This is a genomic window from Streptomyces sp. NPDC090445 (assembly GCF_044769385.1).
In the GTDB taxonomy this organism is placed as follows: Bacteria; Actinomycetota; Actinomycetes; order Streptomycetales; family Streptomycetaceae; genus Streptomyces.
The window spans coordinates 162,460-186,219 of sequence record NZ_JBIVXV010000007.1; the positions used below are offsets into that span (position 1 = coordinate 162,460).

Genomic DNA, 23,760 nt, shown 5'->3' on the forward strand with positions numbered 1-23,760 from the left:
CGCGTGCTACTTGATTTCCTCGGGCTTGAGGTTCATGTCGTCCTGGGACAGCGCCCGGTGGGTGAACCGCGCCAGGCCGTTGGCGCCTCCTGCCGGCTGGGGATTCGCCGGCGCCCACACCTCGGTGCAGGTGAGGGAGTCGGGCGTGCCCGGGTTGATCCTGCAGGCGGTTTCGTAGATGTCACCCCCTGTGGTGAGCACCTCGATGTTGACGATGTTGGCCTGCGTGGAGATCGACACGGCACAGGCGTCGGTCGGGTAGGTGTCCCCGGTGTCGGTCAGGTCGTACCAGCGCCAGGGGGTCGGGGCCGGGGTCAGGTCGCGGATTCCCGCGAAGGTGATGGTGTCCGAGAGGACGGCCTTGACCTCGCGGGAGGCGGCGGGCCGGACAGCGTCGACGTCGAAGCACTGGCCGCTGGCACCCTGCGGGCCGGTGGGTCCCGTCGAGCCGGTGGCACCGGTCGGACCGGTCGGGCCGGTCAGACCAGTGGCGCCCGTCGGACCGGTCGGGCCCGTCAGACCAGTGGCACCGGTCGGACCAGTCGGGCCCGTCAGACCAGTGGCGCCCGTCGGACCGGTCGGGCCCGTCAGACCAGTGGCGCCCGTCGGACCGGTCGGGCCCGTCTTGCCCGTCTTCCCCTTCGGACCGGTGGGCCCCGTCTTCCCCTTCGGGCCCCTCGGACCGGTCGGCCCCCTCTCGCCCTTGCACTTGTCGCTGCCCGCCGGCTGCGCCGCCTCCGCCGGGTCCATCGCCTTCTTCGCGGTGCTCGTACAGCGGTCGCCGCTGTCCGGAACCACCACGGACTTTCCGGACTGCGGCGCACCCGCGGCCGCCGGGGCCGCCATGCCGGCCAGCACCAGTGCCACGGAGGCGAACGTGCCTCCGACCAGCCAGCCTGCCCGGCGGGGCAGCGGGCCCAAGGAAGATCTGGGCCTGTCCTCAGAACTCATGTACCGCTCCTCGTGCACACGGGATCGAATGTTTCCCCGAAGCCCGCATGCCCGCACGGACTCCGCGATCAGTCATCCTGAAGAGCAGTTCCCCCCGCGCCGGTCCGGCTCGCCCATTCGTCAGACGAAAGGACCAGCGCACAGGGCCACATGGCCCTGCGCACGCCAGCCACCCGGGGCCGCGGACCGGCGTGCCGCACGCGGCCCGAGCGACCCCGTCCCTAGGGTCGGCGGCCGTGAAGCCGACCATTTGCCTCTGCATGATCGTGAAGAACGAGTCCGCCGTCATCGAGCGCTGCCTGGACTCGGTACGGGACCTCATCGACACCTGGGTCATCTCCGACACCGGATCCACCGACGGCACCCAGCAGCTGATCCGCAACGCCCTGCACGGCATCCCGGGCGAGCTCCACGAGGAGCCCTGGAAGGACTTCGGGCACAACCGCAGCCTCAACATCGCGCACGCCCGTGGCAAGGCCGACTACCTGCTCCTCCTCGACGCCGACCTGGTCCTGTGCCGCACCGGCCCGCTGCCGCCGCTCACCGCGCAGTCGTACATGCTGCGGCACGAGGGTGAAACCGAGTACCGGATCAAGCGCCTGGTCCGCGGTGACCTCCCCTGGCGGTACGAGGGCGTCACGCACGAGTACCTGACCTGCGACCGCCCCGACGAGTACGACCAGCGCCCCGGCAGGCAGGAGAACCTCGACGCACTCGTCATCGAGGACCACGCCGACGGCGGCTCCCGGCACGACAAGTTCGAACGCGACGCGCGCCTGCTCAGCGCCGAACTCGAACGGGACCCCGCGAACCACCGGACGGTTTTCTACCTCGCGCAGACCATGCGGGACATGGGGAACGCCGCGGAGGCGATCCGGCTCTACGAGCGCCGCGCAGCCATGGGCGGCTGGGAGGAGGAGGTCTACTACGCGCTCCTCCAGGCCGGTGTCCTGAACGCCGATGCGGGCGACTGGCCTGCCGCGATGGACGCGCTCACGCGTGCCTGGGAGTTCCGGCCCGCGCGCCTGGAGGCCTGCTACGAACTCGCCTCACGGCTGAGGCTGCTGGGCCGGTACCACGCCGCGCACGCCATCACCTTGGCCGTCCTGGACCGGTCGGCCCCGGCGGACATCCTCTTCGTCCACCCGTGGGTCTACCGGTGGGGGCTGCTCTTCGAGCACTCCATCACCGCCTACTGGGTGGGGGACATGCACGCCTCGCTGCGCGCCTGCGACCGGCTGCTGACCCTGCCCGACCTCCCCGAGAACTACCGGCGTCAGACCGAGACCAACCGCGGCTACGCCCTGGACCGCGGCGGCTCGTCCATCCCCGTTTCACGTGAAACATCGCCCGCTGCGACGGTGTGACACCGCAGACCCCGGCCGGGGTGTCGCCCCCGGCCGGAGGGTCACCCAGCGGCGCGGTCGCCCGGCGGGCGGCGCCGCAGCGCGGCATCCGCCAGTGCCGGCGGTTGCCAGACCCCGTCCGGGTGGTAGAGGTTCGTCCCGGGAGGCACGATCTCGTCGATGCGGTCGAGCACGGCGTCGTCGAGCACCAGCGAAGCGCCCCCGAGCAGCGATTCCAGCTGGTCCATGGTCCGCGGCCCGATGATCACGGACGTGACGGCGGGGTGCGCGAGGGGGAAGGCGACGGCCAGTTCGGGCAGGGTGCAGCCGATGCCGTCGGCGAGCTCGATGAGCTTCTCCACGGCCTCGAGCTTCGCGAGGTTGCCGGGGATCGCCGGGTCGAAGCGCGCCGGCGTGCGTGCGGCCCGTCCCGAGGTCAGGTCGACGGGCTCGCCGAGGCGGTACCTGCCCGTCAGGAAGCCCGAGGCGAGCGGGCTCCAGGTGAGCACGCCCATCCCGTACCGCTGGGCGACCGGCAGGACGTCGGCCTCGATGCCGCGCGCGAGGACGGAATAGGGCGGCTGTTCCGTCCGGAACTTCGGCAGCCCCCGCCGCTCGGCGGTGTGGTGCGCCTCGACGAGTTCCTCGGCGGGGAACGTCGAACAGCCGAAGGCCCTGATCTTCCCCGCGCGCACCAGATCGCCGAGGACCGACAGGGTCTCCTCGACGTCTGTCGTGTGGTCCGGCCGGTGCACCTGGTAGAGGTCGATCCATTCGGTGTCCAGCCGGCGCAGGCTGTCCTCGACGGCGCGCACGATCCAGCGCCGCGAGTTCCCGCTGCGGTTGCGGCCCTCACCCATCTGGAAGTGGACCTTCGTCGCGAGCACGACGTCGTCGCGGCGGCCGCGGAGGGCTTTGCCCACGATCTCCTCAGACTCGCCGGCGGAGTACATGTCCGCGGTGTCGACGAAGTTGATGCCCCGGTCGAGCGCGGCATGGACGATCCGCACGCACGCGTCGTGGTCCGGGTTCCCCACCGCCCCGAACATCATGGTCCCGAGGCAGTGGGCACTGACCTCCATGCCGGTGCGGCCCAGACTGCGATATCTCATGGTCATGGGGCGGCACTCTAGGAGTTGGAGCGCGCTCCAGCGCAAGCCCCGCACGGCCGGGGCTGCCGGTCGGCCGGGCCCCGGGCCGGGCCCGCGACTCCCCCCATACGGGTCGCGGGTCCGGCCCGGCGGGCCCGGCAGGTCAGTCCGCGATCGGCAGGTAGACCCGGTTGCCGGTCGCCGCGAACTCGGCGGACTTCGCCGCCATGCCCGCCTCGATCTCACCCGCCTTCAGGTCGCCGCCGTGCTCGCGGCGGATGTCCTGGGAGATCTTCATCGAGCAGAACTTCGGGCCGCACATGGAGCAGAAGTGCGCCGTCTTCGCCGGCTCGGCCGGGAGCGTCTCGTCGTGGAACTCGCGGGCCGTGTCCGGGTCGAGGGCCAGGTTGAACTGGTCCTCCCAGCGGAATTCGAAGCGCGCGTCCGACAGGGCGTCGTCCCACTCCTGGGCGCCCGGGTGCCCCTTGGCCAGGTCCGCCGCGTGCGCGGCGATCTTGTACGTGATGACGCCGGTCTTGACGTCGTCGCGGTTGGGCAGGCCCAGGTGCTCCTTGGGCGTGACGTAGCAGAGCATCGCCGTGCCCCACCAGGCGATCATCGCGGCGCCGATGCCCGAGGTGATGTGGTCGTACGCCGGGGCGACGTCCGTGGTCAGCGGGCCGAGCGTGTAGAACGGCGCCTCCTCGCAGATCTCCTGCTGGAGGTCGATGTTCTCCTTGATCTTGTGCATCGGGACGTGCCCCGGGCCCTCGATCATCGTCTGCACGTTGTGGCTCTTGGCGATCTTGTTCAGTTCGCCCAGCGTCTTCAGCTCGGCGAACTGCGCCGCGTCGTTGGCGTCCGCGATCGAGCCGGGGCGCAGGCCGTCACCCAGCGAGTACGTCACGTCGTACGCCGCGAGGATCTCGCAGAGCTCCTCGAAGTTCGTGTAGAGGAAGTTCTCCTTGTGGTGCGCCAGGCACCACGCGGCCATGATCGAGCCTCCGCGGGAGACGATGCCGGTCTTGCGGCGGGCGGTCAGCGGCACGTACGGCAGCAGCACGCCGGCGTGGACCGTCATGTAGTCGACGCCCTGCTCGGCCTGCTCGATGACGGTGTCCTTGTAGATCTCCCAGGTCAGCTCCTCGGCCTTGCCGTCGACCTTCTCCAGGGCCTGGTAGAGCGGCACGGTGCCGATCGGCACGGGGGAGTTGCGCAGCACCCACTCGCGGGTGGTGTGGATGTTGCGGCCGGTGGAGAGGTCCATGACCGTGTCGGCACCCCAGCGGGTGGCCCAGGTCATCTTCTCGACCTCCTCCTCGATGGAGGAGGTGACCGCGGAGTTGCCGATGTTGGCGTTGACCTTCACCAGGAACCTCTTGCCGATGATCATCGGCTCGATCTCCGGGTGGTTCACGTTCGCGGGCAGCACGGCGCGACCTGCGGCGATCTCCTCGCGCACGACCTCGGGGGAGACGTTCTCGCGGATCGCGACGTACTCCATCTCGGGGGTGACCTCACCGCGGCGGGCGTACGCGAGCTGCGTGACGGCCTGGCCGCCCCGGCCGCGGCGCGGCAGGCGCGGACGGCCGGGGAAGACCGCGTCGAGGTTCTTGAGGCCGCCGCGCGGCGAGGTGTGCTTGATGCCGTCGTCCTCGGGGCGCACGGGACGGCCCGCGTATTCCTCGGTGTCGCCGCGGCCGATGATCCAGTTCTCGCGCAGCGGCGCCAGACCCCGCCGGACATCGGTCTCGATCTGCGGGTCGGTGTACGGACCGGACGTGTCGTAGAGCGTCACGTCCTTGCCGTTGGTGAGGTGGACCTGGCGAACCGGCACCCGGATGTCGGGGCGGGAGCCCGCCACGTAGCCCTTGTGCCAGCCCGGCTGGCGCTCGGTCCCGCCGTCGGCGTCCTGGCCGACGGCAGGCGTGCGTGCGTCCTGAATGGTCATGAGACCTGATCTCCCTACGCCGGCATTACCCGGTAACAGGTTCGGCGGTCGGCGCAGCCTCTTCCCGTACGCATGTCGTGCCTGCGTACGGTGATCAGCGCCCTCTCAGCCCGGTGCTCCGAGCTCCCGCGTTGTGCAAAGGTGCCACCACGCTAGCGTCATCTGTGGCGTGCTGAACAGTGGGCCCCCTCAACTCTTGCGATGATCAGCCAGTGACGTCCTCGACACAGCCCCCCGACGAGCCCGCCGAGCCCACGGGCCACACCGGCCACGGAGATGCCGACCACGGCCACGGTCACGCGCATGGCCATTCCCACGGCCACGGGCCTGCGGCTCCCGTCTCGAAGCACCTGCGCAAGGTCATCGCAGCCGTGCTGATCCCCTTCGCCACGGCCGTGTTCGTCGGCATGGCAGTGCTCTGGCCGGGCGGCGCCCCCGCACACGAGCGCTCCGGCGTGGGCTTCGACCGCCAGACCGAGCAGGGCCGGGTCGTTCGGCTCGAACAGGTCGACTGCAAATCCGTGAACGCCTCGCAGGTGCCGCCGACGGCCAACCCCTCGACACCGGAGGGCCGTGAGGCACAGGCCGCGCAGACCGGCCAGTGCAAGAAGGCCACCGTCGAGGTCGGCACCGGCCGCGACAAGGGCCGCACCTTCATCGAAATCGTCCAACCGGGGGCTCCCCGGCAGCTGGCGGACGGTCAGGAGGTGGTCGTGGCCTACGCCCCCGACGCCCCTCGGGACCTGCAGTACTCCGTGATCGACGTGAACCGCAAGATCCCGCTGGCGGTACTGGCGGGCATCTTCGCCCTGGTGGTGGTCCTGGTGGGGCGGATGCGCGGCCTGTTCGCGCTGATCGCCCTCGTCATCAGCTTCGCCGTGCTGACCCTGTTCATCCTGCCGGCGATCCTGCAGGGCTCGAATCCGCTGGTCGTCGCGATCATCGGGGCGAGTGCCATCATGCTGATCGCGCTCTACCTGTGCCACGGGCTGACCGCCCGCACCTCCGTCGCGGTCCTCGGCACGCTCGTCTCGCTGCTGCTGATCGGACTGCTGGGCTCGGTGTTCATCGACTGGGCGTTCCTCACCGGCAACACCGACGACAACACCGGGCTGATCCACGGGCTGTACCCGGACATCGACATGAGCGGTCTGCTGCTCGCGAGCATCATCATCGGATCGCTCGGCGTGCTCGACGACGTGACGGTCACCCAGACCTCGGCGGTCTGGGAACTCCACCACGCGGACCCGGCGATGGGGCCGCGGTCCCTGTACCGCGCGGCCATCCGCATCGGCCGCGACCACATCGCGTCGGTGGTCAACACCCTCGTGCTGGCCTACGCGGGCGCGGCCCTGCCCCTGCTGCTGCTGTTCTCGATCGCGAACAGCAGCGTGGGCGCGGTGGCCAACAGCGAGCTCGTCGCGGTGGAGATCGTACGGACCCTCGTGGGCTCGATCGGCCTGGTGGCCTCGGTCCCGGTCACGACGGCGCTCGCAGCGCTCGTGGTGTCCGCCGACCGGCCGGCGGGCGCGACCGCTACGACGGCGGCCCCGGGTACCGGGCGCGGGAACCGGGGCCGGGGCCGGCGGCGCAAGCGCTGAGTCCGGCTGTCAGCCGGCGTTCTGCTCGTTCTGCCGGGACTCGGCGAGGATCTTGTCGAGCGCCTCGTCGAGGCTCATCTCGAAGTCGCCGAGGCTGCGCTCCTGACCGAGTGGAACCAGCCGGTCGGTGCGGTCGAGGAAGGCGACCAGGGGTGCCGCACCGGCCCGGAAGAGGGCGCGGTCGCTGCCGACCTGGAGCCGGATGTGGACGTCGGACAGTTCCTCGGACGAGGCTGGGGCGATGTGGACGTCGCCTTCCCCGCACGGCTTGTTGATGCCGTCGAGCAGCAGCTCCCGCCCGAACGCCCAGGTCACCGGCGCGTCTCCGGGAAGGTGGAAGGTAAGCCGTACTGCGTACGGGTCGCCGGCGTCGTACCGGAGCTCCACCGGGATCCGGAACGAGAGCTCCTCGGAAACGAGGAAGCTCATCATGACCTCTGCCTGTACCGACTCGCGCATTGCCTACCCCGCTGTTGTGGAAGTGGCCAGGAATGACCCCCCGGAACCCCCTTGACAAGATTGGTGGAAGCGCTAGCGGATCACAAGGAGTGAGTTTTCAGATACTGATAGAGAAGGAGAGGGAGCTCAACAGCGCGCCTACTTCACTCCGTAGCCGATCGACCACCCATGGCAGTCTTTCCTGCTGATGGAAAGGGAGAGAAATGGCCATCGTCGCGGCAGCGTCGCCGGCGGTGATCGGGATGGCGGCGCACACCGTGCCCAGCGCGTACTCCTGACGCTCGGTCACGGGCTCCATGCGCCCCAGGGAACGGATCTTCTGCTCCAGGACACGCTGGTCCCGCACGGTGTAGGGGGTGATGGCTTCGACGGGATGGCGGTCGTAGTAGTCCCGGCGCGTCTCCTCGTCGAGCTGGGCCAGCAGGCACTGCCCGATCGCGTGCGCGTGGCCGGTCGCCCGGAAGTCGGCCCACTCTTCGACGGCCGGATCGGCCAGGGTGTCCGACACGCCCACGACCTCGATTTCACCCTCGCGGAAGACCGCGAAGTAGACGGGGGCCCCGACCGCGTCGCGGAAGTGCGCGAGCGAATCGAGGATCATGGTGCGACGTTTCTGCTGCAACCCGCCGGCCGCCAGCCGTCCGGCCGCGGCCCCGAGAACGAAAACGCCGCCCTCGCGGCGCAGATATCCCTCGTGCGTGAGCGTCCGCAGCAGGTGGTACGCGGTGGGGAGTGGGAGCCCGGCCTCACGCGCCAGCTGTTTCGCCGGGGCTCCCCCGGTATGGGACCCGGCTGCTTCGAGCAGCCTCAGCGCCCGCTGCACCGAGCCGATCAGTGTCGGCACACCGGCGTTGTGAACCGGAGACAAGGACTCACCCCCAGGCGTGGCGGCGGGCTGTGGAGCCCACCCGGCGGGGGCCGCCCCCGCGCATGCCGCGGTCCTGGGGCCGTGCTCGTTCCTGCGTGGCACGACCGCAGGTCGGAGCGGTCGTACCGGCGTTCGCACCCAGGGGGACGCGCAGACTGCACTCTAGCGACCGTGTCCCGCCCGGTGAGCGGCCCGAAGCCCCGTGTTAGGCCACCCGGGTTAACGCCCGGGCGGCCCGAACCGGGGCCCGTGAATCCCCGCTACCACTCGCGGGACGACGACTTCGCGCTGCTACCACCGAACTTCTTCACCAGGAAGACCAGGCCGGCGACCAGACCGACGAAGAGCAGCAGCTTGAAGGCGAACCCGATCAGGGCACCGAGAATGCTCGTGATGACGCCGCCGAAGACGAAGAGCACCAGAAGCGGGATCGCGACCCACTTCACCCACCAGGGCAGGCCTGCCAATGTCTCCCGGATGCCGTCCATGTCCTCGCCTCTTCCTCTTCCGCGTCCCCGTCGGTGACGTCCGTTTTCCTGCCTCCGATGCTAGGAGCACGCGCATGCGGACGGGGGCCCGCGAGCCCCCGGACTCCCCTGATCCTGCCCCTAGGGGGATCAGGGGTCCGACCCTCACCCGCGGCGCGGGTCACGCCTCCGGCGGGGAGAACACCACCAGCACCTTCAGGTCCTCGGAGATGTGGTGGAACTTGTGCGGCACGCCGGCCGGCACGTAGACGACGCTGCCGCGGGCCACTGTCGTCGTCTCCTCCCCGACCGTGATCGAGGCGCGGCCACTGACCACGAAGTACACCTCGTCCTGGCGGTGCGGCTGCTGCGGGTCGCTCTGGCCGGCGTCGAGTGCGTACAGCCCGACCGACATGTTCCGCTCGTGCAGGAACTGCAGGTAGGCGCCGTCGTTGGCGAGCCGCTCCGCTTCGAGCTCGTCCAGCCGGAAGGCCTTCATCGTCGTTGTGCCTCTCGTGTTCTCGCGGTCCGGAATCGGCGGATCCGCCGATATACCACCTGGATCTTCTCTGCCACGATCAGACACATGACGAATTTCGTAGTCAAGACGCTGGCGAACGCGGCCGCCCTCGCCGTCGCCATCTGGCTGGTGTCGGGCATCACGCTCGACGACGGAAGCCCCCTGGGGCGCCGAACGCTGACGCTGGTCCTTGTCGCCCTGGTCTTCGGCCTGGTCAACCTCATTGTCAAGCCGGTGGTGAAGCTCTTCTCGCTGCCGCTGTTCGTCCTCACCCTCGGACTGTTCACCCTCGTCGTGAACGCGCTGATGCTGCTCCTGACGTCGTGGCTCGCCCAGCTGTTCAACCTCAGCTTCCATGTCGACAACTTCTGGAGCGCGCTGCTCGGCGGCGTGATCATCTCCATCGTGTCCTGGGCCGTGAACCTGGCCCTGCCCGAGAAGAACTGAACGGAGCGACCGTGTACCGCGTGTGCTTCGTCTGCACGGGCAACATATGCCGCTCGCCCATGGCCGAGTCCGTGTTCCGCGCCCGTGTCACCGAGGCCGGACTCGACGGCTTGGTCGAGGTGGACAGTGCCGGAACCGACGGCTGGCACGAGGGGGACGCCGCGGACCCGCGCACCGTCACCGTCCTCGAGGCCGCCGGGTACGGGCAGAACCACCGGGCCCGGCAAATCCGCCCCTCGTGGTTCGCCGCCCTGGACCTCGTCATCGCGCTGGACGAGGGGCACCTGCGCACACTGCGGGCGCTGGCCCCCACCGCCGAGGACGCGGCAAAGGTCCGGCTGCTGCGGTCCTACGACCCGGCCGCGCCGGCCGAGGCCGACGTACCGGATCCCTACTACGGCTCCCTCGACGGATTCGAGGAGTGCCTGCGGCTCGTCGAGGCGGCGTGCCCGGGCCTGCTGGAGGCCGTGGAGGAGGCCCTGAACCCGAAGGAGCACGTCGCGTGACCGACCGCGCGAACGACCACGTCCCGGAAACAGTCCGGGAGACGGGCCCGGCGACAGCAGCGGCGGCGGAAGCCGGGACGGGCGACGGCACCCGGGCCGTGCGCGCCGGGCTGCCCGCGCCGGTGAAGAACGAACCGCCCCTGCCCGGCCCCGTCTTCGCCGCCCACTTCCACCTCCCCGGCGACGTCGCCGGCCCGTACACCTACGGCAGGGACACCAACCCGACCTGGACCCTGCTGGAGCGGGCCATCGGGGAGCTGGAGGCACCCGGCCGGGAGGGAGTGGACACCGTCGTCTTCGCCTCCGGCATGGCCGCCGTCTCCGCCGTCCTCTTCTCGCAGACCCGCGCCGGCGACACCGTCGTCCTTCCCGACGACGGATACCAGGCGCTGCCGCTGGTCCGGGAGCAGCTGGAGGCGTACGGGATCCGCGTCCGGACCGCCCCGACCGGCGGTGACGGCCAGCTCGCCGTCCTCGACGGAGCCAGGCTGCTGTGGATCGAGACGCCGTCCAACCCAGGGCTCGACGTGTGCGACGTACGGCGCCTGGCCGACTCGGCTCACGCGGGCGGCACCCTGGTCGCCGTCGACAACACCCTCGCCACCCCGCTCGGGCAGCGGCCGCTGGAGCTCGGGGCCGACTTCTCCGTGGCCAGCGGCACCAAGGGGCTCACCGGCCACGGCGACCTCCTCCTCGGCTACGTCGTCTGCCGCGATGCGGAGCTCGCCGCCGGAATCCGCCGCTGGCGCAAGATCATCGGAGCGATCCCGGGGCCCATGGAGGCCTGGCTCGCCCACCGCTCCCTGGCCACCATCCAGCTGCGCGCCCAGCGCCAGTGGGCCAACGCCCTGGCCGTCGCGGAGGCCTTGGCGGGCCGTTCCGAGGTGGCCGGGCTGCGCTACCCGGGACTGGCCTCGGACCCGTCCCACGCCACAGCCTCCCGACAGATGCGCGGATTCGGCTCGGTCGTCTCCTTCACTCTGCCCGACCGCGCCTTCGCCGAGCGGTTCCTGGCCGCGCTGCACCTCGTCGAGGACGCCACCAGCTTCGGCGGTGTGCGCTCCACGGCCGAGCGGCGGGGACGTTGGGGCGGCGACCCGGTCCCGGAGGGCTTCATCCGCTTCTCCGCCGGCGCCGAGGACACGGAGGACCTGGTCACGGACGTGCTGCGGGCCCTTGACGCCGCGGGGCCGGACCGGGGCTGAGCCGCCCTGCCGCCCGCGCGAAAGGCGGTCCGAGCCTCCCCCCTCCTGGCTCGGACCGCCCCGGGTTCCCGCGCGAAGAACCATGGCCTCAAGGCTAGTTGACCCAGCGTCAGAGTCCAATCACGGTAACGACAGGGGCCTATCGACATATTTATAGTTGAAGGCCCACCGAGAGGGGCCTCTCATGGACCTGGCCCTGCTGCGCACCTTCGTCGCCGTACACCGGGCCGGCTCGTTCACCCGTGCCGCCGCACTCCTCGGGCTGTCCCAGCCCGCCGTCACCTCCCAGATCCGCACCCTCGAACGCCAGCTGGGCCGGCCCCTGTTCCACCGGCGGGCGCGCGGGGTCACCCCCACCGCCGTCGGGGACGAACTCGCCCACAAGGCCGCTCCGCACCTCGACGCCCTCCTGCAGATCACCGAGGCCGAACGGGAGGTTGCCGGAGCCGCGCGCACGCTGCACCTGGCCGGCCCCCCGGAGTTCCTGTGCCTGCGCGTCCTGCCCGCCCTCGCGCCCCTCGTCGGCCAGGGCCACACCCTGCGGACCACCCTGCGGACCGGAGCCGAGGAGACCCTCGACGAACTCGCCGCCGGCCACCACGACCTCGTCGCCACCACCGCCCGCCCGCGGGGCGAACTCTTCACCGCCACCGCCCTGTGCGACGAGGAGCACGTACTGGTCGCCGCGCCCTACTGGGCCGCCCTGGTGGACCCGGACCGGCTCCGCGACAGCGGCCCCGCCACCCTCGACGGCATTCCGCTCGTCGAGGTCCACGAGAGCCTTCCGCTCGTCACCCGCTACTGGGCGGCCGTCTTCGAGACCCGGCCCGACACCGGGCAGCCCGATGCCGCCACCGTCGTCGTGCCCGACCTGCGGGCCGTACTCGAATGCGTCCGGGCCGGCGCCGGACTCGCCGTCCTGCCCCGCTACCTGTGCCAGAGCGCCCTCGACAGCGGGCAGATCATCGCCCTGCTGGAGCCCCCCGTGCCTCCCCTGCGGACCTGGTTCCTCGTCGTACGCACCGGGAGCCTCTCCCTGGCCCACCTCTCCCGCGCCCACGAGCGGCTGCTGCGCGCCGCCGCACAGTGGTAAGCATTCCGGTTCCGGCCCGTGGCGCGTTTCAGAGGCGCGGTCCTGGGCCACTCTTCTCCCATGACCGAACGTCCCGTGGTCAAACGCACCGCCCGCGCGATCCTGCTCGACGGTGACGACCTGATCCTCATCAAACGCACCAAGCCCGGCGTCGACCCCTATTGGCTGACCCCCGGCGGGGGAGTCGAGCCCTCGGACGAGACCGTCGTGGACGCCCTCCATCGGGAGGTCCACGAGGAGCTCGGCGCCAAGATCACCGATGTGGTGCCCTGCTTCGTCGACACCGTCGAGCACATCGCCGACGGGGGAGTGACCGGCGTGAAGGTGCAGCACTTCTTCGTCTGCCGACTCGCCTCGATGGACCCGGCCGAGCGGCACGGCCCCGAGGTGGACCAGCCGGAGGGGACGTACGAGATCGTGCGGGTGCCGTTCAGCCGGGTCGGCATCGCCGCCGTCCACCTCGTGCCGCTGTCCCTGCGCCACTACCTGGACGGCAACATCGAGGGTGTGCGCGCCATGCACGCTCCCGACCTGGGCTGATCCGGGCCTCCGGAAGACGGGCGGCCGCCGGTGTCAGCCGGCGCCCGCCAGCTCCTCGACCGCGTCATAGCGGATCCGCTCGCGGGGGATGCCGATCCGCTCAAGCTCGCCCACACCGCAGCGGATCATCGCCGGCGGCCCCGAGACGAAAGCGTCGTACGAGCTCCACGGGCCGTGCCGGCCGACCGCGTGCGGCAGCTGCCCCTCCAGCCCCCCGCCGACCACCGGGCGCACCGACAGCCACGGGTGCGAGCGCTGGAGCCCCAGCAGCGTGTCCTTGTCGTACAGGTCCCCGTCCGTGCGCGCCCCGAAGAAGACCTCCACCGGGCGCCGTTCGCCGTGCACCGCCACATCCTCGATCAGCGCCTTGATCGGGGCGATGCCGGTTCCGCCGGCCAGGCACAGCATCCCGTTGTCAGTGCTGTGGTCCACCACCATCGATCCGGCCGGCGGCCCGAGCCGCAGCACGTCGCCGGGGCGGGCGTGGCGTACGAGGGCGTTGGAGACCCAGCCGGCCGGGACAGCCTTGACGTGGAAGGACAGCAGGCCGTCGGGGCGGGGGGCCGAGGCGAACGAGTAGTGCCTCCAGACCCGCGGCCACCACGGGGTCTCCAGGCTCGTGTACTGACCGGCCAGGAAGGTGTACGGCAGGTCGGGGCGGACGGTCAGCACCGCGATGTCGGGCGTGCGCAGTTCGTGCGAGACCACCTCGGCGTGCCACCACGCCGGGGACTTCCGCTCGTCCTCGGCAGCAGCATCGATCATGATCTGGGAGATGGCGGTGTAGGCCCGCACCCACGCGGCCTGCGCCTGCGGCCCCCAGGTGTTCTGGGCGTACCGGGACAACGCCCCGATGAGGGCCTCGCCCACCACCGGATAGTGGCCCGCAAGCGTGCCGTACTTGCGGTGCCCGGTGCCCAGGCGCTGCAGGTAGGGCGTGAGGACCGCGGGGTTGTCGATGTGCTCGGCTGCGGTGAGGAGCGCCTTCAGCAGCCTGTCGCGCTGGGCGTCCATCGCGGCAGGGAACATGCCCCGTACCTCCGGGTGCCCGGCGAACACCAGGGCGTAGAAGTACGAGGTCACCCGGTCGGCAATGGGCGCGATCTCCTCCAGGGTCCGGCGGATGAGTACCGCGTCCGGGGAGGGCTCGGCCTGAATGCCCCCGGACGGTATCCGGACCGTCCCTCTGGCCGATCTGGTGGGCGGAGCGTCCATGCGGTGCCTCGCTTCGAACATCTCGGTCGGTAAAGCACGCCACGGCCTTTGAATCCGTGGTTCCGGGGCTCACAGACTGCCAGCCGACCCAGATACTCGCGGGGGAATGAAGAAATCCCCCGTTTCGAACCCACTTTCCTCTTAAGATGCCTCAACTCCCGGGCGCGCCGCGGCAACGAGCTGGTATGCGTCGCGCAGATCCCGCCCTTCGTAGACATGCGTGGCACGCTCGGCCAGAGCCGGCCGGGCGTTGACCGCCACCGATACCTGCACCGCGTCGAAGAGCACCGCGTCGGTCGCGGAGTCTCCGTACGCCACGCAGTCCGCCCGGTCGAGCCCGAACCGGGAGCACAGCCGGTCGGCCACGGTGACCTTGTCTTTCGGCGTCAGGATCCCGGTCACGTCCACGGGCCGGGTGAAGGGAACCTTGGGGAACACCGAGCCGTGGGCGGCGTGCGCACCCCACTCCAGCAGCAGCTCCACGAAGAACGACGGCGACAGCGAGATCACCGCGCAGTAGTCGCCCCGCTCCCGGATCTCCTGCCACACCTCCCGGATCCCGGCCAGCCAGGGCGCGCCGTCGAACGCCGCCCGGACATGCGCGGGCGTCAGCTCGGCCCACAGGGCGTGGGCTGCCACCGAGAACTCCTGGGGGCCGATCTCACGGGCTCCGAACGCGCGCTCCAACTCGGCGATCTCCGCGCCCAGGCCGAGCTGGCGGGAAAGCTCCACCGGCGCTGCCGAGCCGTACATCAGAGTGCCGTCGAGGTCAAAGAGGTGCAACAGCGTCATGAAAGTGCAGGCTAGCCGCTGGTTTCACGTGGAACGGTCTGTTTCACGTGAAACCGCGGTTTGGTTTCACGTGAAACATCGTGCGGTTTCACGTGAAACATCAGACCGATCGGCGCCGAACATCGCCCGAATTCCCCTGGACGCGTCCCCGTCGGTGATCCAATCTGGGCCCGTGACACCACCACACCTCACCGACCTGCCGATCCGTGCGCTGACGGTGGATGATCTCCACCGCTGCGCCGACCTCTCCGAAGACCGCGGGTGGCCGCGCGAGGACCACAAATGGGGCCTGCTCCTCGCCGCGGGCAACGGCTACGGGGTCGACGCCCCCGACGGGCGGGGACTCGCCGCCGCCTGTGTCGTCACCTCCTACGGGCACACGTCCGACAAGCCGGAACTGGCCGCCATCGGTATGGTCCTCGTGGCCGACCGCTACGCCCGCCGGGGCCTGGGCCGCCGCCTGATGACACACCTCTGCGACGACGTCCTCAAGGACATCCCGCTCACCCTCCACGCCACCCCGTACGGTCGCCCCCTCTACGAGGAGCTCGGCTTCACCGCCACGGGCCGGGCCGAGATGCTCCGGGGTACCTTCCGCCCCGACCCCGCGGCCCCGCGGCCGGCCAGCACCACGGTCAGGCCCGCAGCTGCCGAGGACATCTCACGGATCATCCGCCTGGACGCCGAGGTGTTCGGCGCCGACCGGACCCACCTCATCACGCGTCTCCCGGCCTTCTCGGACCGGCTCATGGTCGCCGAGGACAGCGCGGGCCACCTCACCGGCTACGCGGCGATCTGGCCCAATATGGAGACGCACGTGATCGGCCCGTTGATCGCCCGCGACACGGCCTGCGCCCAGGCTCTCGTCGCCGGCCTCGCCGCCACCACCAACAGGCCCCTGCGCACGGATGTCGACGTCCGCCATGAGGAGCTCGTCGGCTGGCTCAAGGAACGCGGGCTGGCCTCCGTCGCCTTCAACGCGGTCATGACCCGTGACATCCCCGGACTCCCCGGCGACTGGACCCGGCGCTGGGCCCCGCTCACCGTGGCCGCCGGCTGAGCAAGGAGCGCCTCATGTACGACACCACCGAACTCACCATCCGGCCGGCGACCGAGGAGGACCTGCCGGCCATCGTCGCGATGCTGGCCGACGATCCCCTCGGTGCCACGCGCGAATCCCCGGACGATCTCACGCCGTACCTTTCGGCGTACCGGCACTTGGCCGCGGACCCCCACCAGCATGTGGTCGTGGCGGTCCGCGACGGGCGGGTCGTGGGCACCCTCCAGCTCACCATCGTCCGGGGCCTGTCCCGCAAGGGGGCCACCCGTTCCATCATCGAAGGCGTTCGCGTCCACGCCGACGAACGCGGCAGCGGCTTGGGCACCCGTTTCATCGAATGGGCGATCGAGCAGTCCCGCCGGGAGGACTGCCACATGGTCCAGCTCACCTCCGACGTGACCCGCACCGACGCGCACCGCTTCTACGAGCGGCTCGGCTTCACGCCGTCCCACGTCGGTTTCAAGCTCGCTCTCTGATCGCTCACTGCGTCGATCGGGGCAAGAAGCCGGCCCGGCGGTGCGGCGGAACGGCGAGGCCGTCGGCGGCCGGGCACGGGGGGCGGACGGGGCATCGCCTGGCGGATGCCCGGCTCCCCCGGCCTGGCCGCGGAAGCGGCGGTGACGGCCTGGGGTCAGCCGATCCCCCGCCAGCCCTTCGGGTCCACCCCGCCGGGTACCGGGGCCTCGGGGTCGTACGGCTGCCGGGTGAACATGAACGACCCCAGGTCGAGGTGGCTCAGCGAGCCGTCGGCCCGCCGGACCACCCGCAGCGTCTCCCCCGCGTAATAGCCGTTCAGGCCCCGCCAGCTGCCGTCCGGCTCCGCCCGGAACCTGGCGGCCCGGCCCATCGCGCCCGCAGGGCCCAGTTCCAGCTCGCCGTTCGACCTCAGCCGGACCACGTGCGCCGCGGGACCCCAGTACCAGGGCCCGCACAGCTCCAGTGCCACCGGATCCGCCTCCTCGAACGGCTTCCACGGCTCCGGGAAGCGCGGTTCGGCGTCCGCGACGAGGGTCAGCAGCTCCGCGGCCACGGTCCCGACCGGCAGCCCCGACGTGCAGTTCGCCAGCACCACGGCCACCACGTCCTCGGCCTGGTTCAGCCACAGGCCGGCGACGAAGCCCGGAAGCGAGCCGCAGTGCCCCGCGAGCCGGCGCCCGCCGCTCTCCGTCAGCTGCACCCCCAGCCCGTACCCGAACTCGGCGATTCCCGGCTCGGGGGGCGCCGCGGCGACGGCCATCTCCCGGACGCTCGCGGCACCGAGCACCTGCTCGTCCCCGTGCAGAAGGAACTGCCCGAACCGCGCCAAGTCCCGCGTGGTGGACCACAGCTGACCCGCCGGGGCCATCAGGCCCAGGTCCTCCGGCGGCTCGGGCATCAGCACATCGGCCCACGGATGGACGGCCCAGCCGTCCGCGTACGGTGCCTGCGGCTGCACGGTCGTCCGGTCCAGACCCAGCGGCTCCAGCACCTCGGCGCGCAGCACCTCTTCCCACGGCTTGCCGCGCACCGCCTCGACGAGCGAACCCAGCAGTGTGTAGCCGGGGTTGGAGTAGTGGTGGCGCCAACCGGGCTCGAAGAGGAACGGCTCCGTCCCCAGGACGTCGGAGAGCTCCGGGCGCAGCGAGGCGGAGCTCCGCTCCCACCACTCGCCGGGCGTCTCCGCGGCCAACCCGCCCGCATGGGCGAGCAGCTGTCGGACGGTCACCTCTCCGGCTCCGGTCCCGGGCAGGTGCTTCTCCAGAGGGTCGCCGAGCGCCAGCAGACCCTCGTCGCGCAGCCGCATCACCAGGACGGCGGTGAAGGTCTTGGTGATCGACCCGATCCGGTACTGCACGTTCCCGTCCGGGCCGTGCCCGTCGGCCGGGCTCCGGGACCCCTCCCAGACCAGGGCGCCTCCCCGCGCCACGGCGGCGACCACCGAGGGCGCCCGGCCCTCGTTCTGGGCGACGGCGATCCGGTGCCCGAGGGCACGCCGGGTGGAGGGAAGCAGGTCCAGGTCTTCAGGCAGGGCGTCCATGCCCGGATGCTACGTGTTGGCCATGTCCACGAACCGCGAATAATGGCCCTGGAAGGCGACCGTGATCGTCGCCGTGGGACCGTTTCGGTGCTTGGCCACGATCAGGTCGGCCTCGCCCGCACGCGGCGACTCCTTCTCGTACGCGTCCTCGCGGTGCAGCAGGATCACCATGTCGGCGTCCTGCTCGATCGAGCCCGACTCACGCAGGTCGGAGACCATCGGCTTCTTGTCGGTGCGCTGCTCGGGACCACGGTTCAGCTGGGACAGCGCGATCACGGGCACCTCGAGCTCCTTGGCCAGCAGCTTGAGGTTTCGGGACATGTCCGAGACTTCCTGCTGGCGGCTCTCGGGCCGGCGGGAGCCGCCCGACTGCATCAGCTGGAGGTAGTCGATGACCACCAGGGCGAGGTTGTTGCGCTGCTTCAGGCGCCGACACTTCGCCCGGATCTCCATCATCGACAGGTTGGGGGAGTCGTCGATGTACAGCGGGGCGGCGGAGACGTCCGGCATACGGCGGGCCAGCCGGGTCCAGTCGTCGTCCGTCATCGTCCCGGAGCGCATGTGGTGCAGGGCGACGCGGGCCTCTGCGGACAGCAGGCGCATCGCGATCTCGTTGCGTCCCATTTCGAGGGAGAAGATCACGCTCGGCAGGTTGCTCTTGATGGAGCAGGCACGGGCGAAGTCCAGCGCGAGCGTCGACTTGCCCATGGCGGGGCGGGCCGCGATGACGATCATCTGGCCCGGGTGCAGGCCGTTGGTGAGCGAGTCGAGGTCTGTGAACCCGGTCGGGACGCCGGACATCTGGCCGCTGCGCGAGCCGATGGCCTCGATCTCGTCGAGCGCGCCCTCCATGATGTCGCCGAGGGGCAGGTAGTCCTCGGAGGTCCGCTGCTCGGTGACGGCGTAGATCTCGGCCTGGGCGCTGTTGACGATCTCGTCGACGTCGCCGTCCGCCGCGTATCCCATCTGCGTGATCTTTGTACCGGCGGCGACGAGGCGACGCAGGACCGCGCGCTCGTGGACGATCTCCGCGTAGTACGAGGCGTTGGCCGCCGTGGGCACCGACTGGACCAACGTGTGCAGGTACGAGACGCCGCCGACCTTGCCGATCTCGCCGCGCCGGGTCAGCTCGGCGCCGACCGTGATCGGGTCGGCGGGCTCGCCCTTGGCGTAGAGGTCGAGGATGGCCTGGTAGATGGTCTCGTGCGAGGGCCGGTAGAAGTCGTGGCCCTTGATGATCTCGACGACGTCCGCGATGGCGTCCTTGGACAGCAGCATGCCGCCGAGCACCGACTGCTCGGCGTCGAGGTCCTGCGGCGGAACGCGCTCGAAGCCGCCGCCGTCCCAGGAGCCGCCTTCGCGTCCCCGCTCGTGCTGCTCGTCCCCACGGCCGCGGCTGTCGGCGCCGCGGCGCGAGCGGGTGGGCAGACGGTCGCCCGGACCGCTGTCGGCCCAGGGGTCGTCCATGGGCTCGGGCATACTCACCGGCCCGCCTCCTCACGTCCGCAGTGCGGACCTCACCATGCCATTCTCGCCGGGGCACGGCTCTGACATTTGGGACACCCGGGACGGCAGTCGGCCGGTCGGGCAACGCACAACGGTAGGGCCGGGAGCGGCGTCAGCCAATCTTGTTATCCACAGGCTGTGTGGATGAGATGTGGATGACGGACCCAATGCTGTGGGTAACTCGCCTGAAGCTGTGCACGGACCGGGGGACGACGCTGTGGACAAAATCACCTGACCCACCCAACCACCAGCCCTGACCTGCACATCCTCCCTCCATTGCCTGTGGGGGAGAAATTTCTTGGCCGCAGTCCCGAGATCGCCTCCGACAGGGTGCCGAGAGCACTGGAACCGACCGTTCAGTAAGGATCACAACCCGATTGCGTCTGTTACCTGTGGAAGATTAGATTGAGCACATGACACAGGCCCTGGACACCCCGAAGGCTCCACCGGGCCGGCACGACCGAGAGATCCTGTCTCTGGCCGTGCCGGCCTTCGGCGCGCTTGTCGCAGAACCCCTCTTCGTGCTGGCCGACAGCGCCATCGTCGGGCACCTCGGCACCTCCCAGCTGGCCGGACTCGGCGTCGCCGCCGCCCTCCTGACGACCGCCGTCAGCGTGTTCGTCTTCCTCGCCTACGCCACCACCGCGGCCGTCTCCCGCCGCGTCGGCTCGGGCGACCTGGGAGCCGCCCTCCGGCAGGGCATGGACGGCATCTGGCTCGCCCTCCTCCTGGGCGCGGCCGTCGTCGCCCTCGCGCTCCCCACAGCACCCTGGCTGGTCTCGGCCTTCGGCGCCTCCGACACCATCGCCCCCTACGCGATCACCTATCTGCGGATTTCGGCGTTCGGCATCCCGGCCATGCTCGTGGTCCTGGCAGCCACGGGCGTGCTCCGCGGCCTCCAGGACACCCGGACCCCGCTGTACGTGGCCGTGGCTGGCTTCGCCCTCAACGCCGTTCTCAATGTCGCTCTGGTCTATGGAGCCGGCCTCGGCATCGCGGGCTCCGCCTGGGGTACGGTCATCGCCCAGTGCGCCATGGCCGCCGCCTACCTCTACGTGGTGATCCGCGGGGCCCGGAAGCACGGAGCCTCACTGCGTCCCGACGCGGCGGGCATCCGCGCCTGCGCCCAGGCCGGCGTACCGCTGCTGATCCGTACCCTGTCCCTGCGAGCCGTCCTGATGATCGCGACCGCCGTGGCCGCCCGGCTCGGCGACGCGGACATCGCCGCCCACCAGATCATCCTCGCCCTGTGGAGCCTGCTCGCCTTCGCTCTGGACGCGATCGCCATTGCCGGGCAGGCGATCATCGGCCGCTACCTGGGAGCCGGCGACGTCGGGGGCGCCAAAGCCGTCTGCCGCCGCATGGTGCAGTGGGGGATCGTCTCCGGTGCCGTCCTCGGCGCGCTGGTGGCTGTGGCCCGCCCCCTGATCGTGCCGTTGTTCACCACCGACCCGGTGGTGGAGGAGGCCCTGCTGCCCGCTCTGCTGGTCGTGGCCGTGTCCCAGCCCGTCGCAGGGGTGGTCTTCGTCCTCGACGGGGTCCTGATGGGCGCGGGCGATGGACGCTATCTGGCCTGGGCCATGCTGACGACGCTCGCCGTGTTCGCCCCGGCCGCCCTGCTCGTGCCGGCCGTCGGCGGCGGGCTCACGGCACTGTGGTGGGCCATGACCCTGATGATGCTGGTCCGGATGGTGACCCTCCAGCTGCGCGCCCGCTCCGGCCGATGGGCGGTCGCCGGCGCGACCCGCTGAGTCCCGGACCGATGTTTCACGTGAAACACGGCTCCGTCCGACGCCCCGCCCGCTGACGGCAGCAATGACGAAGGGCCGCACCCGGCGGGGTGCGGCCCTTCATGCGCAGCACTTAGGCGGCGACGACCTCGACGCCCACGTTCGCGGCGACCTCGGCGTGCAGACGCACGGAGACCTGGTACGAACCGAGGGTCTTGATCGGGGCAGCCAGCTCAACGCGGCGCTTGTCGACCTTCGGACCACCGGAAGCCTCGATCGCCGTGGCGATGTCGGCCGGGGTCACGGAGCCGAAGAGGCGGCCGGCGTCACCCGAGCGGGTGGCCAGACGGACCTTCGTGCTCTCGAGCTGGGCCTTGACCTCGTTGGCCTGCTCGATGGTCGCGATCTCGTGGATCTTGCGGGCGCGGCGGATCTGCGCCACGTCCTTCTCGCCACCCTTGGTCCAGCGGATCGCGAAACCACGCGGGACCAGGTAGTTGCGAGCGTAGCCGTCCTTGACGTCAACGACGTCGCCGGCGGCACCGAGGCCCGAGACCTCCTGGGTCAGGATGATCTTCATTAGTCGGTCACCCTTTCCTTATCGCGCGGTGGACGTGTAGGGCAGCAGCGCCATCTCACGGCTGTTCTTCACGGCCGTGGCGACGTCACGCTGGTGCTGCGTGCAGTTGCCGGTGACGCGGCGGGCACGGATCTTGCCGCGGTCGGAAATGAACTTCCGCAGCATGTTCGTGTCCTTGTAGTCCACGTACGCGGTCTTGTCCTTGCAGAATGCGCAGACCTTCTTCTTCGGCTTGCGCACAGGCGGCTTCGCCATGGTGTCTCTCCTGTGTGATCAAGAAGTGGGGGTGCGAGCTTCCCTAGAAGGGAGGCTCGTCCGAGTAGCCGCCGCCGGAGTTTCCACCCCAGCCACCGCCGCCACCCTGCTGGCCGCCGGCCGGCGCGCTGGACGCCCACGGGTCGTCGGAGGGACCTCCGCCGCCCTGCGGACCGCCGCTGGGGGCTCCGCCCCAGCCGCCGCCACCGCCGCCACCGCCCTGCTGGCCGCCGCCGTACCCACCCTGGCCACCGCGGCCGGTGGTCTTGGTGACCTTGGCCGTGGCGTTCTTCAGGCTGGGACCGACTTCCTCGACGTCCAGCTCGAAGACCGTGCGCTTGACACCCTCACGATCCTCGTACGACCGCTGCCTCAGTCGGCCCTGCACGACAACGCGCATGCCTCGCTGAAGGGACTCGGCGACGTTCTCCGCCGCCTGCCGCCACACCGAGCAGGTCAGGAACAGGCTCTCGCCGTCCTTCCACTCGTTCGTCTGACGGTCGAAGGTGCGGGGGGTGGACGCGACACGGAACTTCGCGACCGCCGCACCCGAGGGGGTGAAGCGCAGCTCGGGGTCGTCGACGAGATTGCCGACGACCGTGATGACGGTCTCGCCTGCCATGGATGAACCTCTCGGCGGGGATTTGCTGCTGGCTGCTGTGCTACTCGAACCCGATTACCGCTGAACCGAGGTTCAGTGGGTCTCGGGGCGGAGGACCTTGGTCCGGAGAACCGACTCGTTCAGGTTCATCTGGCGGTCGAGCTCCTTGACGACCGCAGGCTCGGCCTGCAGGTCGATGACCGAGTAGATGCCCTCGGGCTTCTTCTTGATCTCGTAAGCGAGACGACGACGGCCCCAGGTGTCGACCTTCTCGACCTTTCCGTTGCCCTCGCGGACGACGGAGAGGAAGTTCTCGATCAGGGGGGCGACAGAGCGCTCCTCGAGATCGGGGTCGAGGATGACCATCACTTCGTAGTGACGCATGTGGAACCCACCTCCTTTGGACTCAGCGGCCACGGTCGTTCCGTGGCAGGAGGGTCGTGATGCGTGCCGCACGGCGTCTGAGAGCAGACACCGCGCAGACCGTACAGACTACCCCGCCGCCTCCTTCCGGTTGAAATCCGGCGCAGGGGGGCCACAATTTGTAGGCATCGGGTGTGCTCGGTGCTATGCCCCGGCCCGGAGGCAGGCCCGCAGCACCGGTCCGCTTCAGCCAGGAGGTGCCTTCCGATGGCACAGGCAATGCGCTCGCAGCCCTCCATCTCGCTCCTCGCGACCGACGGCAAGCCCCATCCGCTGCAGGACACGCTGATGGCGATCACGCTCGTCTGCGGCGCCGTGGCATGCATCACAGCGTTCTTCGACAATCTGCACCTGCTCACCTCGTGGTCCGGACTGGTCGGGATCCTGACCGGCGCATACGGACAGTTCATCTCGGAAACGACACGCGAGCGCTTCGCGCTGATCATCGGCCTTGGCGCATCAGGGCTCGGCTTCTATCTCGGCATGGCCCACGGCGGGCTCTTCGGGGGACTGCTGGGCTGACCGGGGAACCTCCG

At 70.3% G+C, this 23,760-nt stretch carries 26 protein-coding genes and 1 riboswitch; of the genes, 11 read left to right on the top strand and 15 right to left on the bottom strand.

Annotated elements, in window-relative coordinates; genetic code table 11:
- Positions 1-6: 6 nt before the first annotated feature.
- Complete coding sequence (locus tag ACIQUT_RS17595) at positions 7-867, bottom strand: hypothetical protein (RefSeq protein ID WP_403563800.1); 861 nt, start codon at positions 865-867, stop codon at positions 7-9.
- A gap of 344 nt (positions 868-1,211) precedes the next feature.
- Here ACIQUT_RS17595 and ACIQUT_RS17600 point away from each other — a divergent pair, with 344 nt between their 5' ends.
- Positions 1,212-2,318: a glycosyltransferase gene (locus tag ACIQUT_RS17600; protein WP_403563801.1), complete on the top strand. Its 1,107-nt coding sequence runs from the start codon at positions 1,212-1,214 to the stop codon at positions 2,316-2,318.
- 41 nt (positions 2,319-2,359) lie between these two features.
- Here the strand turns inward: ACIQUT_RS17600 and ACIQUT_RS17605 are convergent, their stop codons facing one another.
- A complete protein-coding gene (locus ACIQUT_RS17605) occupies positions 2,360-3,409 on the bottom strand; it encodes an aldo/keto reductase (protein ID WP_403563976.1) in 1,050 nt (349 codons plus the stop codon).
- Positions 3,410-3,551: 142 nt separating this feature from the next.
- Positions 3,552-5,339 (bottom strand): phosphomethylpyrimidine synthase ThiC, encoded by a 1,788-nt coding sequence (gene thiC / locus ACIQUT_RS17610; protein WP_403563802.1) that lies wholly within the window; start codon positions 5,337-5,339, stop codon positions 3,552-3,554.
- A riboswitch (TPP riboswitch) is annotated at positions 5,334-5,479 on the bottom strand. (Overlaps the previous gene by 6 nt.)
- A 72-nt stretch (positions 5,480-5,551) precedes the next feature.
- Between thiC and ACIQUT_RS17615 the strand changes: the two genes are divergently transcribed.
- Positions 5,552-6,940 (top strand): YibE/F family protein, encoded by a 1,389-nt coding sequence (locus ACIQUT_RS17615; protein WP_403563803.1) that lies wholly within the window; start codon positions 5,552-5,554, stop codon positions 6,938-6,940.
- A 9-nt stretch (positions 6,941-6,949) separates the two neighbouring features.
- Here the strand turns inward: ACIQUT_RS17615 and ACIQUT_RS17620 are convergent, their stop codons facing one another.
- From ACIQUT_RS17620 to ACIQUT_RS17635, 4 genes are all read right to left on the bottom strand, one after another.
- Positions 6,950-7,399 carry an SsgA family sporulation/cell division regulator gene (locus ACIQUT_RS17620; protein WP_403563804.1) on the bottom strand — a complete coding sequence of 150 codons (450 nt, stop codon included), beginning with the start codon at positions 7,397-7,399 and terminating at the stop codon, positions 6,950-6,952.
- Positions 7,400-7,496: 97 nt separating this feature from the next.
- Entirely contained in the window at positions 7,497-8,243 is a 747-nt protein-coding gene (locus tag ACIQUT_RS17625; protein ID WP_403563805.1) for an IclR family transcriptional regulator, read from the bottom strand.
- Positions 8,244-8,527: 284 nt separating this feature from the next.
- On the bottom strand, positions 8,528-8,755 hold the full coding sequence (locus ACIQUT_RS17630; RefSeq protein ID WP_403563806.1) for a DUF5326 family protein: 228 nt from the start codon (positions 8,753-8,755) through the stop codon (positions 8,528-8,530).
- Positions 8,756-8,915: 160 nt separating this feature from the next.
- On the bottom strand, positions 8,916-9,233 hold the full coding sequence (locus ACIQUT_RS17635; protein ID WP_403563807.1) for a cupin domain-containing protein: 318 nt from the start codon (positions 9,231-9,233) through the stop codon (positions 8,916-8,918).
- Between the two features lie 87 nt (positions 9,234-9,320).
- Here ACIQUT_RS17635 and ACIQUT_RS17640 point away from each other — a divergent pair, with 87 nt between their 5' ends.
- The 5 genes from ACIQUT_RS17640 (at position 9,321) to ACIQUT_RS17660 (ending at position 13,045) form a co-directional block, all read left to right on the top strand.
- A complete protein-coding gene (locus tag ACIQUT_RS17640) occupies positions 9,321-9,701 on the top strand; it encodes a phage holin family protein (RefSeq protein ID WP_403563808.1) in 381 nt (126 codons plus the stop codon).
- 11 nt (positions 9,702-9,712) lie between these two features.
- On the top strand, positions 9,713-10,207 hold the full coding sequence (locus ACIQUT_RS17645) for a low molecular weight protein-tyrosine-phosphatase (RefSeq protein ID WP_403563809.1): 495 nt from the start codon (positions 9,713-9,715) through the stop codon (positions 10,205-10,207).
- Positions 10,204-11,412: a cystathionine gamma-lyase gene (locus tag ACIQUT_RS17650; RefSeq protein WP_403563810.1), complete on the top strand. Its 1,209-nt coding sequence runs from the start codon at positions 10,204-10,206 to the stop codon at positions 11,410-11,412. The genes ACIQUT_RS17645 and ACIQUT_RS17650 overlap by 4 nt, the downstream gene beginning before the upstream one ends.
- A 184-nt stretch (positions 11,413-11,596) precedes the next feature.
- The gene (locus ACIQUT_RS17655) at positions 11,597-12,505 is read left to right on the top strand and encodes a LysR family transcriptional regulator (RefSeq protein WP_403563811.1); all 909 of its coding nucleotides are present in this window, start codon (positions 11,597-11,599) and stop codon (positions 12,503-12,505) included.
- Positions 12,506-12,565: 60 nt separating this feature from the next.
- Positions 12,566-13,045 (top strand): NUDIX domain-containing protein, encoded by a 480-nt coding sequence (locus ACIQUT_RS17660; protein ID WP_385423234.1) that lies wholly within the window; start codon positions 12,566-12,568, stop codon positions 13,043-13,045.
- Between the two features lie 33 nt (positions 13,046-13,078).
- Here ACIQUT_RS17660 and ACIQUT_RS17665 read toward each other — a convergent pair whose 3' ends face one another.
- Together ACIQUT_RS17665 and ACIQUT_RS17670 are read right to left on the bottom strand one after the other, a co-directional pair.
- Positions 13,079-14,260 carry a globin domain-containing protein gene (locus ACIQUT_RS17665; protein WP_403563812.1) on the bottom strand — a complete coding sequence of 394 codons (1,182 nt, stop codon included), beginning with the start codon at positions 14,258-14,260 and terminating at the stop codon, positions 13,079-13,081.
- A gap of 141 nt (positions 14,261-14,401) precedes the next feature.
- Positions 14,402-15,052: an HAD family hydrolase gene (locus ACIQUT_RS17670; protein WP_403563813.1), complete on the bottom strand. Its 651-nt coding sequence runs from the start codon at positions 15,050-15,052 to the stop codon at positions 14,402-14,404.
- 172 nt (positions 15,053-15,224) lie between these two features.
- On the opposite strand from ACIQUT_RS17670, the gene ACIQUT_RS17675 reads away from it, so the two are divergent.
- Positions 15,225-16,112: a GNAT family N-acetyltransferase gene (locus ACIQUT_RS17675; RefSeq protein WP_403563814.1), complete on the top strand. Its 888-nt coding sequence runs from the start codon at positions 15,225-15,227 to the stop codon at positions 16,110-16,112.
- Positions 16,113-16,126: 14 nt separating this feature from the next.
- On the top strand, positions 16,127-16,588 hold the full coding sequence (locus tag ACIQUT_RS17680; protein ID WP_403563815.1) for a GNAT family N-acetyltransferase: 462 nt from the start codon (positions 16,127-16,129) through the stop codon (positions 16,586-16,588).
- A 155-nt stretch (positions 16,589-16,743) separates the two neighbouring features.
- Here ACIQUT_RS17680 and ACIQUT_RS17685 read toward each other — a convergent pair whose 3' ends face one another.
- Together ACIQUT_RS17685 and dnaB are read right to left on the bottom strand one after the other, a co-directional pair.
- Positions 16,744-18,129 carry a serine hydrolase domain-containing protein gene (locus ACIQUT_RS17685; protein WP_403563816.1) on the bottom strand — a complete coding sequence of 462 codons (1,386 nt, stop codon included), beginning with the start codon at positions 18,127-18,129 and terminating at the stop codon, positions 16,744-16,746.
- A gap of 9 nt (positions 18,130-18,138) precedes the next feature.
- On the bottom strand, positions 18,139-19,614 hold the full coding sequence (dnaB, locus tag ACIQUT_RS17690; RefSeq protein ID WP_179171800.1) for a replicative DNA helicase: 1,476 nt from the start codon (positions 19,612-19,614) through the stop codon (positions 18,139-18,141).
- Positions 19,615-20,048: 434 nt separating this feature from the next.
- Here dnaB and ACIQUT_RS17695 point away from each other — a divergent pair, with 434 nt between their 5' ends.
- Positions 20,049-21,386: an MATE family efflux transporter gene (locus ACIQUT_RS17695; RefSeq protein ID WP_403563817.1), complete on the top strand. Its 1,338-nt coding sequence runs from the start codon at positions 20,049-20,051 to the stop codon at positions 21,384-21,386.
- A 112-nt stretch (positions 21,387-21,498) separates the two neighbouring features.
- On the opposite strand, the gene rplI is transcribed toward ACIQUT_RS17695, so the two are convergent.
- The 4 genes from rplI to rpsF all read right to left on the bottom strand — a co-directional run bounded on the left by rplI (position 21,499) and on the right by rpsF (position 23,185).
- Positions 21,499-21,945 carry a 50S ribosomal protein L9 gene (rplI, locus tag ACIQUT_RS17700; RefSeq protein ID WP_360621210.1) on the bottom strand — a complete coding sequence of 149 codons (447 nt, stop codon included), beginning with the start codon at positions 21,943-21,945 and terminating at the stop codon, positions 21,499-21,501.
- 18 nt (positions 21,946-21,963) lie between these two features.
- Positions 21,964-22,200: a 30S ribosomal protein S18 gene (gene rpsR, locus ACIQUT_RS17705; RefSeq protein WP_005315025.1), complete on the bottom strand. Its 237-nt coding sequence runs from the start codon at positions 22,198-22,200 to the stop codon at positions 21,964-21,966.
- A 43-nt stretch (positions 22,201-22,243) separates the two neighbouring features.
- Positions 22,244-22,822: a single-stranded DNA-binding protein gene (locus ACIQUT_RS17710; RefSeq protein ID WP_403563818.1), complete on the bottom strand. Its 579-nt coding sequence runs from the start codon at positions 22,820-22,822 to the stop codon at positions 22,244-22,246.
- A gap of 72 nt (positions 22,823-22,894) precedes the next feature.
- Complete coding sequence (gene rpsF, locus ACIQUT_RS17715; protein WP_100827172.1) at positions 22,895-23,185, bottom strand: 30S ribosomal protein S6; 291 nt, start codon at positions 23,183-23,185, stop codon at positions 22,895-22,897.
- A 246-nt stretch (positions 23,186-23,431) separates the two neighbouring features.
- Between rpsF and ACIQUT_RS17720 the strand changes: the two genes are divergently transcribed.
- Complete coding sequence (locus tag ACIQUT_RS17720) at positions 23,432-23,746, top strand: hypothetical protein (protein ID WP_179171804.1); 315 nt, start codon at positions 23,432-23,434, stop codon at positions 23,744-23,746.
- Positions 23,747-23,760: the final 14 nt, after the last annotated feature.